The sequence below is a fragment of the Mycoplasmopsis adleri genome, from assembly GCF_045276205.1.
In the GTDB taxonomy this organism is placed as follows: domain Bacteria; phylum Bacillota_I; class Bacilli_A; order Mycoplasmatales; family Metamycoplasmataceae; genus Mycoplasmopsis; species Mycoplasmopsis adleri.
The window spans coordinates 221,180-235,271 of the sequence record NZ_CP174162.1 but is presented as its reverse complement, the minus strand read 5'-3'; the positions used below and the strand labels follow the sequence as shown (position 1 = coordinate 235,271).

9 protein-coding genes are annotated in these 14,092 nt (G+C 27.1%); 6 read left to right on the top strand and 3 right to left on the bottom strand.

Features of this window, described 5'->3' with window-relative positions; genetic code table 4:
• Positions 1-3: 3 nt before the first annotated feature.
• Together ACJA22_RS00980 and ACJA22_RS00975 are read right to left on the bottom strand one after the other, a co-directional pair.
• Entirely contained in the window at positions 4-1,782 is a 1,779-nt protein-coding gene (locus ACJA22_RS00980) for an ABC transporter ATP-binding protein (RefSeq protein ID WP_406617268.1), read from the bottom strand.
• Between the two features lie 262 nt (positions 1,783-2,044).
• Complete coding sequence (locus tag ACJA22_RS00975; RefSeq protein ID WP_406617267.1) at positions 2,045-3,871, bottom strand: M3 family oligoendopeptidase; 1,827 nt, start codon at positions 3,869-3,871, stop codon at positions 2,045-2,047.
• A gap of 836 nt (positions 3,872-4,707) precedes the next feature.
• On the opposite strand from ACJA22_RS00975, the gene ACJA22_RS00970 reads away from it, so the two are divergent.
• The 6 genes from ACJA22_RS00970 (at position 4,708) to ACJA22_RS00945 (ending at position 11,965) form a co-directional block, all read left to right on the top strand.
• Entirely contained in the window at positions 4,708-6,129 is a 1,422-nt protein-coding gene (locus ACJA22_RS00970) for an ABC transporter ATP-binding protein (RefSeq protein WP_406617266.1), read from the top strand.
• Complete coding sequence (locus ACJA22_RS00965; protein WP_406617265.1) at positions 6,113-6,949, top strand: ABC transporter permease; 837 nt, start codon at positions 6,113-6,115, stop codon at positions 6,947-6,949. Before ACJA22_RS00970 ends, ACJA22_RS00965 begins: the two co-directional genes overlap by 17 nt.
• Entirely contained in the window at positions 6,942-7,841 is a 900-nt protein-coding gene (locus tag ACJA22_RS00960) for an ABC transporter permease (protein ID WP_406617263.1), read from the top strand. The genes ACJA22_RS00965 and ACJA22_RS00960 overlap by 8 nt, the downstream gene beginning before the upstream one ends.
• Complete coding sequence (locus ACJA22_RS00955; protein WP_406617261.1) at positions 7,828-9,801, top strand: hypothetical protein; 1,974 nt, start codon at positions 7,828-7,830, stop codon at positions 9,799-9,801. Before ACJA22_RS00960 ends, ACJA22_RS00955 begins: the two co-directional genes overlap by 14 nt.
• Positions 9,802-9,908: 107 nt before the next feature.
• On the top strand, positions 9,909-10,256 hold the full coding sequence (locus ACJA22_RS00950; protein ID WP_406617260.1) for a nucleoside 2-deoxyribosyltransferase: 348 nt from the start codon (positions 9,909-9,911) through the stop codon (positions 10,254-10,256).
• Positions 10,257-10,312: 56 nt separating this feature from the next.
• The gene (locus ACJA22_RS00945; protein WP_406617259.1) at positions 10,313-11,965 is read left to right on the top strand and encodes an IS1634 family transposase; all 1,653 of its coding nucleotides are present in this window, start codon (positions 10,313-10,315) and stop codon (positions 11,963-11,965) included.
• Here ACJA22_RS00945 and ACJA22_RS00940 read toward each other — a convergent pair.
• Entirely contained in the window at positions 11,954-14,083 is a 2,130-nt protein-coding gene (locus ACJA22_RS00940) for a hypothetical protein (RefSeq protein ID WP_406617258.1), read from the bottom strand. The genes ACJA22_RS00945 and ACJA22_RS00940 overlap by 12 nt on opposite strands.
• Positions 14,084-14,092: the final 9 nt, after the last annotated feature.

Below are 14,092 nucleotides of genomic sequence, written 5' to 3'. Positions count from 1 at the left end.
TCCTTATTGTTCTAATTGAGTTTCATAAATTTGTTTATAAAATTCACATGATTTAATTAACTCATTGTGTGTACCTTTACCAATAATGAAACCATTATTAGATAAAACCATAATTTGATCAGCATTTCTAATAGCACCAACTTTTTGGCTAACGATAATTGTTGAACAATTGTAGTTTGAATTAATATTGTTAATTACTTTTTTAGTTGTAATGTTATCTAAAGCACTAGTTGAGTCATCTAAAATTAAAATTTTAGGTTTTCTTAATAATGTTCTAGCAACTGATAATCTTTGCTTTTGACCACCAGAAAGGTTCTTGCCGCCTTGTACAACTGGGTGATCTAAACCATCTTCAAATTTAGAAATAAATTCGCTAGCACAAGCGTTGTCTAAAGCTTCTTTAAGTTCTTCTTCGGTAGCATCTGGTTTAGCTCATAACAAGTTGCTGCGAATTGTTCCAGTATACATTAATGCTTCTTGGTAAACAATACCAATTGAATCATGAAGATTTTTGGTGTTAATATCTTTAATTTCAACATCGCCAATTTTAATGCTTCCTTCGTTATAAATATAATTATTCATAAGAAGGTTTACAAAAGTACTTTTACCACTACCAGTTGGTCCTATAATACCTAAAGTTTTACCAAATGGAAGGCTTACTGATACATCTGCTAAAGCATAGTTAGGTGATGATTCAAAGTATTTAAATGAAAGTTTATTAACTTCAAGGTCATATTTATCAATAAATTTACCTTCAGCTACATAGAGATTATCTGTTTTATAGTCTAATATTTCAACAACTCTACCAGCTGCAACCTTTGCTCTAAAGAATGAAAATAGGAATGTTAAAAGTAATAAAATACCACCAGCGATTAAGAATAAGTAATCGATAAACACGTTAATGTTAGCAACAGTTGTAGGGTTAAGAGTACCATTAACAGCTGATTTACCAGCTACAGCATAAATTCCAATCATTAATCAGTTTAAGACCATGTAGAACATTGGGAAGGCTATTGTGAAAATCATACTTGATTTAAATGATACGTTGTATCAACGTTGACTAATATCTTTAAATTTATTAAATCTATCATCTTCAAGGTTGAAAGTTTTAATAACTCTAATACCTGAGATGTTTTCATTAACTGATTTTGTAACTTCTTCTACAATTTTTTGAGTCTTTTTAAGTAATGGGCTAGCAGTTAAACCAATTACAGTAATTAAAACTACAACAACTGGGATAATAGCAACAATACTTAAAGCCATTTTTCAATCAACTAATGATGATAATACTACACCACCTACGATTAAGAATATACTTCTAATCATAATGGTTGTACCATTAACTAAAAACTCTCAGAAAATAGCTATATCATTAGAAACTCTAGTAATAATTGATTCTGATTTTAAATCAGCAATATTTTTAAGAGATAATTGTTGGATTTTCTTAAAAATGGTTGTTCTAAAGAAATAACTACTCATTTCTGATGCATAAATAATAACCATTGTTGATAAAAATGCTAATGCAGCAGTCAATAGCGTCTGAACAACAACAGCCACCGTTAATATTTTGACGGCTTGAGCATGATCAAAAGTGCCTATATAAATCCTGCCATCTAAAAATTCAAGCCTAAATTGAGGATTTTTGTCCATCATTAATTTAATATAGGCACCAATTAAGTTAGGTAACATAATATTTAAAAGTACATAAATTAAAACTAAGAATGAGCCAAAAGCAAACATTGCTTTAACTTTTTTTGGCAACATCTTCATCATTTTTCACATATAAACCTCCTTTGCTCAAACATGTAATATTTATAATATTACAATTATAATATAATACTTAAATTTAATATAACTTAAGCACAAAATTTTAAGCATTTTTTCTATTATTTGGCTTTATTTCAAAATTTTAATAACTGCTTAAAATAGTTTTAAAACAAAAGTGAACAAAAATGAGAAAAAGCCATTAAAATTCTCGTTTTCGTTCACTTATTACAAAAATTAAATGAGATATTCATTCAAAAGATGAGTGAATAAATCTTAATTATTTTTTGCTTTTGAAAATTTTCTTGCCGAGTTTTATTCACTCTTTGATAATGGTTTTAAAGTAGGCAAAACCGTGTGTGTAGAAATCTTCATCCATAAAATCAACGCCTAATCTTTTTAAAGTTTCTAGTGGATAATATCTATTACCAACACTTAAAAAGTTGTCGATATATTTTTGAAGAAAACTTGCATCTTCTTTATATTTACTATAAAAATAATTTGCTACTAATTGACCGAATGCATATTTATATACATAAAAGCCCATGTAAAAATGAGGTACTGAAACAGCTGCAATACAATCATTTGCATTAAATTTCTTTTTAGAACAAGTGTATTTTCTAGTTGAATCGTAATAAACTTTTGCAACTTCTTCATAACTTGAAGCAACTTCATTTTTATCTACTTTGTTATATAAATCATATTCGTAATTAGCTCACATAGTTTGTGTAACTACACTACCAATAAAACCATCTATCATCTTGCCGTAAATATAAAATTTAAATTTATCATCTTTGCTAGTTTTTAATAAATAATCATAAAGCATTAATTCATTAAAAAGCGAAGCTATTTCAGCTAAGATAATTGGATAATTTGCATTGATAATATCATTATTTTTATCTGAATAATATGAATGCATTGAGTGACCTAACTCATGACATAAAGTTTCAAGTGAACTTAATTCGCCATCGAAGTTCATTAAAATATACTTTTTATCAATTCCATATGTTTCTCCAATTGAATATGCACCTGAAAGTTTATTTTTAACCATCATGTAATCAATTCAATTGTTATCGATTGCTTCATGAATTTTGTTTACATATTCCTGTGGAAATGGAGCAAAAACTTTTTTAGCTATATTTTGAATATCTTCGATTGTATAGTTTGTTTTGATTTTAATTAATTCACGATATGCGTCGTACTTATTGCGGTATTTCTCGTGAAATTTAGTCTCATAGAATTTCTTATGATATGAAGCATATTTACGTAAATCATATTTTAATGAGGCGACATGATTAAATAAATTAATTAATAACTCATCACTAACTTTATCGCTAAAAGTAAGCATATCTATACTACTTTTATATTTTCTTAATTTGGCATCTGTTGAAATAGATTTAAATTCTTGAATAAGCATTGTTGCTAAGGTTTCTTTAACTTGTAATTTTGCTTTTTTATACTGTAAAACAGCATTTTTACGCAAAAGCGCATCGTCTGACTTAGCTAATTTTGGAAATGATGCTAGATCTAAAACATGCTTTTTATTTTTAGAATCTATAGCGGGTTTATAGTCTAATTCTACGTCAGTTAAAATACTAAACATATCTTCAATATTTGGCATACCATAACTGCTCTTAACTATAAATTCTTCAACATCATCGCTTAATTTATGATTATAAGATTCGAGAAGATCATCAAAATTTCTTTTATATTTTTGCAATCTTTCATCTTGAATTCAAACTTTGAGTTTTTCGATATGCTTATACAATCTATTAATTTCAGAACCATATTCATTATGTAATTCTTCATTCATTGAATTGAACGCTAAGCATAATTTTTGAATTTCGTTATCAACTAAATTTTCATTAGTTTTATTTGATAAATAGTTGTTAATTTTATTATAAACAAGAGTTAATTCATCCTGGGTTTCTAAAGATTTAATAAAACTATCAATATTGTCATATTTCGAGTCCTTAGTTTCAATAAGTTGTTTAAATAAATCCTTGAATTTGTCCATTCAAAATTGCAATGTTTTTCCTTGCAAAATATCTTCTAAATCTCAACGATATTTTTTATCAACTTTGGAATAATTTGAAAATTGCTTCATATTTACCTCATTCGCGTTATTAATACATTAAATATTATAAAAAAGAAAATGAAAAATTGCTAACACAATTCAACATGTTCAGGTTATATATTTAGAAATATTATTTATTGATTTTTAACAACGATTAATATTAAATAAATCATATTCTAATTTTAACTTTATGATAGAAAATTTTTTACAAATGCTTCCGTGATTCATATAATAATTTTCTGTTTAAAAGCTGAACAAATAATTATTAATTAAATACTAGTAAATATACTTATTCCACATTTTTATAGTGTTTTACGGCAAAAACCCATATTGGAATTATGTTTAAATTTTTATTTTTTATTGTGTTATTTATCTTAATTTTAAAAATAACTTAATCATTAAATTTTGCTTAAAATTTTTTCTCGGTTATACATATTAAATTTTGAGTTTTTGTATCTTAAATCAATTTAAAATTTTGCTAGTTTTTATTTATACAAAACAAGAAAAAATAATTTAATTTATGATCCAAATTTCTGCTGGGTTTTAAGCTCAAAAATAATAATTTATAAATTATTTAATTTATTAAATATATACTATAAAATATGTATTTAATATGAGAATACAAAATTTAAAAACGGACAAATTTTTATCTAAATTTATATTATTAGAATTCAATGGAGACTCAAACCCTTCATTGTCTTGTTTTGTTATAGAATATTCTCAAAATTTATATGATTTAGCCTCCACTTAATCTTCTAAAATACTAATCCATATTGGGTCGTATTTTACTTTTTAATTTTTACTTTTCTAACAGTTAATTTTGTATTTTTATATTAATAAGAGTTAAATTAAAACAAGGAGATTATATGGTCCAAAAGAAAGAAAAAACTTCATCAATTATTCAGCTGCTTGAAGTTTATAAAGAATTTGATGATAAAGTTGTTTTAGATAATGTTGACTTAGACATCACCAAAGGTGAATTTGTGACATTGCTTGGACCTAGTGGTAGCGGTAAAACAACTATTTTAAGATTAATTGCTGGTTTTGAAAAACCAACCCGTGGTGAAATTAAATTTAATGGATTAGACATTAAAGATTTACCACCTTACAAAAGAGATTTATCAACTATTTTCCAAGATTATGCTTTATTCCCTCACTTAAATGTTGAAGGTAATATTAAATTTGGGCTTCCTTTAAAAAGAGTTCCAAAAGAAACTATTAATCCTAGATATGAAAAAATCTTAGCCAAAAAGCAAGCTAAATGATCTGCTTTAGCTCAAAAGAAAATGGATGAACTTGATAAATTACAAGATAAATACATGAAGGAAATGGAAACCTTAAAAGAAAACACCATTACCTATCGTCGTAGACAAAAATGATTAGATAAATCAGACTTTAACTATTCATACTGAGAAAACTACGTTCAACAACAAACTGAAGCTTTCGAAAATAAATTCTTAAAGAGAAAACTAACAAGAGAAGAAATGAACGAACAAGTTAAAGAAATCGTTAAACTTGTTGGTCTTGAAGGAAATGAAAAGAAAGCTATCAGCGAACTTTCTGGTGGTATGCGTCAAAGAGTTGCACTTGCTAGAAGTTTAATTATTGAACCAAGTATTCTTTTACTTGACGAACCTTTAAGTGCTTTGGATGCTAAAATTAGACAAAAAATGCAAGTTTTATTAAGAAGCATTCAACAAAAATTAGGCTTAACATTTATCTTTGTTACACACGATCAAAATGAAGCTCTAGAACTTTCAGATAAAGTTGCTATCATGCGTGGTGGTAGAATTGAACAATACGATACACCTAAAGCTATCTATGACTATCCTATCAATAAATGAGTTGCTTCATTCGTTGGAGATTCAAATATTTATGATGGTGTATTTAACCAAGAAGACTGTACAGTAGATATTATGGGCAAAAACTTTAAAACAATTCACGAAGAAGATGAATTTAAAGACAAGCAAGAAGTTGATGCTTTAATTAGACCTGAAGACGTTGATATTATTGCTGTAGACTTAGAAGAAGAAGCTGCTGAAAAAGCTAAAAAAGCAAGCAAAAAAACAACTAAAGAAAAACTTAGAGGAACCGTTGAACACTTATCATATAGAGGTAGTTACTACTACTTAAGAGTTAAACTAAATAATGGTTACCACATTTATGTAGAAACCAGTAAGAAATTTGAAGTTGGTGATTTAGTAGATATTAGTTGAACTATCGACTCAATTCACTTAATGAATAAAGATAGCAAATGAGATTACGGTACTAATGAATTCAAGAATTAAAAATAAGCTTTCATTAAATAAAAGATTATTATTAATCCTACCTTATTTAATAATTGCTATCTTACTCGTATTTACACCAATTTTAATGATTATCATTAACGCTTTTGCATCAACTGGACAAACTAACTTTGATTCAGCTGAATTAGTTAAAGATCCTAAAACATGAACAAAAATTTGAAGAAGTTTATACATCGGTATTATTTCAGCAATTTTATGTTTATTAATTGGATTCCCTTATGCTTACTTCGTTGCTAGAAGTAAAAGTAAGATCGTTCCAATTTATGCAATGAGCTTAATGCTTAGCCCAATGGTTATTTTCACAATTGCTAAAATTTATGCAATTAGAGGTTTCTTCTTAAGCATTGTGCCTAGAGAAAATGACCTTAATGAAATTTGATTTATGATTTTTGGTTTAACTTACTTAAACTTACCATATATGATTATGCCTCTTTACTCAGTTTTAAGAGATATGCCTGAAAACATTATTGAAGCTTCACATGACTTAGGATATAACTCATTCCAAACATTATGAAAAGTTATCTTACCATATGCTTCAAAAGCTATTTTAAGTGGTTTTGGTATTATCTTCTTAGCTAGTGCTACTAACTTTGTAATTAGTGATAAATTATTACCAGATGGATCACAATTACAAACTGTTGGTACAATGATTAACAACTATACAAACCCAGCTAATAGATATGAAGTTGCTTTAGGAACTACATTAGTATTAGCAGTTGCAGCAGTATTTATTGGAACATATGCATTAATTAACTTCATTCCTAGATGAATTAACCGCATCAGAAGAGGTCACCATGCATAAGAAACTTTCAAAAGTATTGCGTGGATTATATATTCATATTATTTTATTAATTGTTTATATTCCTTTATTCTTTGCTGCTGTATTCAGTTTTAATAAACCAACTGAAAAAGGTTTTATTAGAAGTTCATGAAACGGTTTTACAGGTGATAACTGAAAATACTTCTTTAATGAAGGTAGAGGTATAGCCTTACTTAACTCAATTATTATTGCGGTTGCAGTTTCAATTCTTGTAGTTATTATTGCTTTACTTACTTGCTATGGTATGTGAAGACAAAAGAACAAAAGATATGTTCAAGTAGTTCATGCTATCAACAATGTTAAGTTAATTAACCCTGATAACATTATTGCCCTTGGTTTAGCTTTATTATTTGCTGCTTTATTTGGGACTTTAGTTAACACACAAGAAGGTTTATTAAGAGGTATTGTAGGACATACAGTTATGGCACTTCCTTATGGTATTACCTTAATGTTCCCAAGAAGTGAAAAATTCCAACTTTCACAATTAGAAGCTGCTCAAGATTTAGGTTACAACAAAGTTAGAGCTTGATTTAAAACTTACTTTGTGTTTATGATTCCATCAATTTTATTCACTGCTTTAGTTGCTGCATTCTTAAGTTTTGATGACTTCATTATTTTAAGAACTGTATCAAATACTTCAACTTTAGGTACCAAACTTTATGAAGGTGAATTCAGAGCTTGAGGTTTAGTTGTTGGTGCTGCTTTATTAATTATTGTTATAGCAAGTAACATTTTCTACATTGCTTTCAAATCAATTTCTATTTCTAGAATGAACAAAAAACTTAGAGCAAACAGACACTCAAAACACTCATTATTATTCCAAGAACCTAAAACAGAAACTATCACAATAGGAGGTAATCATGGACAACAATAACTTAAACAATGAACAAGTTAATCCAGAATTAACCCCTAACGATAATTCACCAAAAACACCTCAAAACAGTACTAAATGACAAAAATTTAAGTACTTTATGAAGACTAAAGTCTTTACAAAAACAGTAGGATTTAGTGTGCTTGGTGTAGCTGCTGTTGCTGGTGTTTCAGCTGCCTTAATTTATAAATATACAAAAGAAAAATTTAGACCAGTTTTCTATAACTATCAATCATATATGGATGATTGGATTGTAAATAGACTCGGAAAAGATTTTGAATTTAAACAATTTGGAACAATTAATGAATTTACAAAAGCTATTTTAACCCACAAAACAGCTGGTGGTATTGGAAACGATGCTCAAGCTGCTAAATTAATCATTAATGATTACACAGGAACTAGCAAATTACGTAGATTTACTAATAAAGATTTCAAAAATATCTTCGGCGAAAACTGAGATGAATCAAAAAGCGTTCAAGCTAACTTAAAAAATATTTTAACTGATGTTGTGTTTAATCATTTAGCTTCATATGATGAATATTTCGATGATATTCCTATTTTAGATAAAAATGGAGAACAAAAATTAAAGGCTGATGGCAAACCATTTTTCAATAAAGATTATGCCACTGATGATCCTAACAAAATTCACTTATATAACTATTTTATACCTTATTTTGCTCAAGACATGGTTATCGCATATAACCCATTAAAACTTAAGAAATATAATGATATGTATAAATCAGTTAATATGGATGAACCATCTGAACCTAGTGAAGATGCTACGCAAGAAGAAAAAAATCAATATGATAAAGATTTAACTGCTTACAATTTAGCATATTCAAAAGCAGTTGAAAAGTTCTTCTTTAATGTAACTAAAGACTTAGAAACTAAAATCAATAAGGATTTAAAAACTATTTATGATAGTACTAAGGACAGTCAATTAGCTCAACTTAAAAATACTATTCCAATGATTAATGCTTTAGAAACATTAAGAAATCCTTATGGTAAAAATAATGATACTGATGCATTCCAATATTATGAATATACTGATGCTGTTAGAGATAATATGATTTATGGTTCTTCATATCGTTGAGATGCTACATTGAAAAAACATGTACCTCAACCAACTGGTGGAGCTATTATCAAAGAAACAACTAGTGTCACAGGTAAAGAAATTACAACACCTATTTATAAGACATTAATTGATCAATTTTTAGCTTTATTCAAAGATGGTACTGGCTATGCTTTAAATAACACAGCTCATGTTAGAACTAGTGGTAATGGTCTGGATTTATTAAATACTTTAATTGACCCAACTAAGATTACTAATGTAGGTATTATTTATAATGGTGATGCTCTTGATGCATTCTATTCAAGAGATAACATTACAAATAGTGATGTGCCTGATGGTTCAATTAGATTTATTAGACCTAGTGTCAACTTATTGCTTGTTGATGGTTTAGTAATTTCAGAAGATACAACCGATGAAGTTGTTAATACAATTATTGAATCATCTAAAGACACATTCTTAGGTGGCTTAAATAAACCAGTTGCTCAATGAACTGAAGCTAATGTTTCAAAAGCAACTTTTAATGCAGCTAATGGATCAAAAGAACAACAAATCGAAGCTTATAAAGCATTTGGCTCAATGCTAAACTATGATTATGTAAAATATACACCTGCATTTAAGTTAGTTTATGATTATGCTTTAAACAATACCTTTAATAATCCTATAATTCCTTCAGATGATCCAAAGTTCACTGAACTTAATGATTATCTTAAGAAATATGTTCAAAACTTATATGAAATTAAATCATCATATACAATCGGACATAGAAGTACAGATTTATTTAAGGACTGAAGCGAAATTACATACAATGTAAACCACGTTGCAATTAGTCCAGTTAATCAAAAAACTCAAACTCAAATTAATACTTATTATGAACAACAATTAAAGGCATAATTTCAATACTCAAAATAGTACCGGATAAAACTGGTATTATTTTTTGTTCATAACGCCTTTAGTATTAACTTATATAATTTAATTAGTAGTTAACCAGGAGGCAGCATATGAAAGAAATTAACCTATATTTAGCAGGTCCTTTATTTTCAGAATATGAAATTAAAGCCAGAAGAGAACAAGCAAGATTAATTAGAGAGCTTTATGCTAAGAAATTTAAAAACAAATTTAAATTAGAAATTTATAATCCAATTGAATTAAACGATACAGTAAAAGATGATGAACCTCAACTTAATATTTTTTACTACCAAAACGATATTGGTTTCATTGATAAAACTAACTTTATGATTATCGATATTGATAATTATGATTCAGGAACATTACTTGAATTTGGTTATCCTGAGTTTCCAAGTTGGAGCTCTTTTTTTATTACTTTTTTCAGTGTTATTTATATATAAATAAAAAAAGTTATTTTTTTACATAATTACATTGTAATTTGTGGTATAATAAAGATATGAAAAAAGACAAATGACTATTAATTTCAAGAAAAAATAAGAACTCTACTTACTTATCTTTAGCACTTTCAGGAGGATTTGGCAAAGGTTATAAGAAATCTATCGGTATCGGTACAGTTGAAAAATGAGAAAAATATTGTTCTAATCCAGTAGAAAAAAATAAAAAACTATCTCAAAACTACAATACTGATTGAGATAGAAATATGATAATTAGACAATTAGAGTTAGATATAAGCAAGGTTAAAATTGAAACAAAACAGTTCAATTATGGATATGATTTGTTATACAGTTTCTTAGAAAAATTAAATCCTTTTAAAGATGCTAAAGTATCAAAATCCAAGTATTTAAATGATTTATTAAAATATATGATTTCAAATAGAATTGTAAATCCGGGTAGCATGCTTTCATCCTTTAAAAATAAAGACAAATTCAATATAAATTTAGAAGTTGAAAAGACGACATTTTATAATACTTTAGACTATTTAGCTGAAAATAAAAATAACATTTTAAAGAGTGTTAACGATGCATTGATCAAAGATAAAAATAGAAAAATAGATATTATTTGATACGACTCTTCAACGGTATATTTTGAAAGTTTTGTAAGAGAAGGATTGAGATATCCAGGTTATTCTAAAGATGGAAAATTCAAAGAAGATCAAATTGTTTTAGGTTTAGTAACAGATGAAAACGGCATTCCAATTCACTATAAATTATTCAAAGGGAACACTGCTGATGCATCAACATTTATTAATTTTATTTTGGATATAAAATCACAATATGAATTAAACAAAGTAACACTCATTGCTGATAGAGGAATGAGTACAAATAGAAACATAAGATTCTTAGAAGATAACGATATTGATTACATTTTATCTTATAGATTAAAAGCGGCTTCAAATGACCGAAAGACCTTTGCAATAGATGAATCCGGCTATTTTGGAGACAATAATTTTAAATATAAAGAAACTACTTTTTATTCGTTTTGAAAGAATAGAAGAGCAAACGGACACAAGAGAAGATTGGTAGTAACATATAGTAAAAAAAGAGCATTAAAAGATAAAAATGATAGACAAATTTTAATCGATAATTTTATTAAAAGACAAGATAAAGACGGACTAGTTCATGATCAAGTAATGTTCGGTCAAAAGAAGTTTAAATTCTTCGAAAAAGTTGGTGGTAAAGGTTATTACAAACTTAACTATGACAAAATTATCGAAGATGAAAAGTTTGACGGATATTATGCTTATGAAACCTCTAGATTTGATTTATCACCTGAAGAAATTGTGAATTTATATTCAAAACAATGACAAATAGAATCAAACTTTAGAGCTTTAAAAAGTGCTTTAGCTGTAAGACCTATTTATGTATGAAGTGAAAAGCATATTGAAGGTCATTTCGTACTTTGCTTCTTATCTCTTGTTTTATTAAATTTTGTTATTAATTATTTAAACAAAGGTTTGAAAGAACTCGGTGTTGTAGATGAAAAAATCACAATCAAAAAATTACAAGATGTAATAAAAGAAACAATCAAAACATGCAAGATTATTGACGGAAAAATTGAAAGTGAAGAATATATTATTAACGACAACAATAATCAAGCAATTCAAGATTATCAAACATATTTAAGAATTTTAAATGAATTAAAATTTTAAATTATTAAAAACAGCTCATCAAACAGATGAGTTGTTAAAAATTACATTGTAAAAGTTGGAAACTCGGGAGTTTTCTAATGTTTTTTCATTAGGTTTAATTAAGCCACTTATTAAAGCTTTTTTGAATGATATTGCATTTTCGAAAGTATTATTTTGAATGTATTGTTTATCACTGCTTACAATTAAATCAGCAAGTGTGCGGCATTCTGAATTAATATCGTTTGTCATAAATACATTAATGTTTTTAGCATCATTTTCTTTCATTATAGCTGATGAAATTTTCTTGCTATCTGAACCACCGTTTAATAAGAAATTAAGGTTATCAGTAAATGAATAACATTTTGATACTATTTCTTTTGCACTTTCTAAATTGGTAATTGGAATAAAGATTAATTCTTTATTGTCTATTTGTTTGTTATTTGAGTTTCTAGTGAAGTATTCATAAAATGCTGTTATATAGCAATAGTTATTGAGGTCTTCAACAAAAACAACTTGAGTTTTTTTAGTTCTTTTTCAAATTAAATTAGCAGATGTAAATGCTTTTAATAATGAAGATACTGAAGCATGTTCTGGATTAGTGCTGATTGGATAAAAGCTATTATCAATTGAAACTTTGCTATCATCATCTTTTATTAATAATCTAACTTCTTCAAAGTGGTTTGGATCCACGAAGTAAGGATTATGTGTTCCTATAATAAATAAAGCATTTGATTTATATGCTAATTCTTTTAGCATTGTTCTTACATTCTTTATAACATTAGGTTGTAGATTTGAGCAGAATGTGTCTTCAAAAAGATATATTGAATCGCTAATATCTTGTTTAGCAGCTCATTTAGTTCAAATGAAGAATGAGAATAATCATTTAAAGCTTTCTGATTGTGATGAGAATTGAAGAGGTTGTTTTTTGCTCTTTAAGCAAATTTCAATATAGTTTCTATCAAGTTTTACTTTGATTGTATATTCTTCAGTAGCACTACCAAAATCATTGATTAGTGAATTAAATCCTTTCATAAATGATTTAAGGCGATCATTAATTTTTTCTTCTAAACTATCTCTTAATGAAGAATAACCATTCTTACTTTTTTCAACTATATTAACAATTTCTGAGGTTTTAAAACCTGAAAATGCGATAATCTTCTTTACTAGTTTTGAATCATCTAGTTTTTCATAATTACATGAAAAATCAGAATCTTCATATGTTTCAAAATCTAATTGTTCAATAATTGGTCATCCAATTCTAATTTGATCTAAATTATCATCGTTTACAATCTTGCATAATTCATCTGGTGATGTTTCAAGTGTAATTTTATCATTTGATGGTATTTCTTTGATTTCTACAAGAGTTCTAACATTATAATTATTAACTCCTACTAATGGTTTTGAATTGCTTAATACAAGCTTAAAGTCGGTATATTCTGGCGTTTGGTAGTAGTAGTGTGTTAATAAGTAAGTATAGTTATTGACTAATACATAAAATAATGATTTTTGGAATTGGTTTAGAGCTCTATAATCCATATCAAATGTACCATTATTTGTAAGGTATTCATATACTAATTGTAAGTGGATTTCAGGTGTTATGATTTCTACTAGCGAATTATCAGTGATATAACTCAAACATGAGTTTTCAAATTCTGAAGTATAGAAACCACGATTGTTGATATATGCTATGTAGCTCTTAATAATGTTTTTAATTTCGATAGGTGAAATAAAAATCGATTCTTTATCATTGTATAATCTTTTGTTATCGTCTGTAAATTTATAAACTTTTTGTAATGTTGAATTGTTGTAGAAGTCAACGCTTAAGTACCCATTATCATAAAGTTCATATCCTTCAATGTAATTTGGTTTATAAACTTCTCAATTAAAACTATTTGCTTTGCCATAAATTTTTAAAGCATCTAAAACATTGGTCTTACCAACATTGTTGTTCGATAAAAGAATAATCAAGTCCCCAATTTTAAAATTATCTAAATTAGCATTTAGGAACAATTTTTCAAATTTATCGTTTTCATTTTTTAAACAAATATTTCTAAAGTTTTTGATTTTAAAATATTTTGATTTAATTTCGTGTTTGGTGTTTTTCTCATTAGTAAAACTGTTTTTATTATTGTGTTCCATAAGATTTCT